1 protein-coding gene is annotated in these 541 nt (G+C 43.3%); it reads left to right on the top strand.

All coding sequences use genetic code 11. The features are described from left to right. The coding region (locus tag DRW42_RS28970) for a hypothetical protein (RefSeq protein WP_208643678.1) at positions 1-541 on the top strand (541 nt) is incomplete at both ends.

Below are 541 nucleotides of genomic sequence, written 5' to 3' on the forward strand. Positions count from 1 at the left end.
TTAATGCACCAGTAATGGTAGCCAATAACGATACCGGTTCGGCAAACGGTTTGATAGGTGGTGTAGCTGTTACCAATGTACTGGCCAACGATACCTACAACGGTGCTCCGGCAAGTTTATCGACTGTAAAATTGTCGCAATCATCAACCGATAATCCGAATGTGACTTTAGATGTGGCAACAGGAGCGGTTAATGTAGCACCAAATATAAAAGCCGGAACCTACCACGTAGAATATAGCATTGAAGATATTATCAATCCGGGATCGATCAAAACGGCGACTGCAACTATTACGGTAACTGCTCCGGTAATGATCGCCAATGCTGATAACGGACAGGTTAATGGTGTAACAGGTGGAACTGCGATTAATAATGTATTGGCAAACGATAGTTATAACGGAGTCGCTGCAACTTTAACCAATGTAACCTTAACCCAGGTATCTACTACAAATAACAATATTACTTTAGATGTAACCACAGGCGCCGTTAACGTGGCCCCGGGCACTCCGGCAGGTACTTATTCTGTAGTTTATCAGATAGAAGA

The organism is Pedobacter miscanthi (assembly GCF_003315595.1).
Classification (GTDB): Bacteria; Bacteroidota; Bacteroidia; order Sphingobacteriales; family Sphingobacteriaceae; genus Pedobacter; species Pedobacter miscanthi.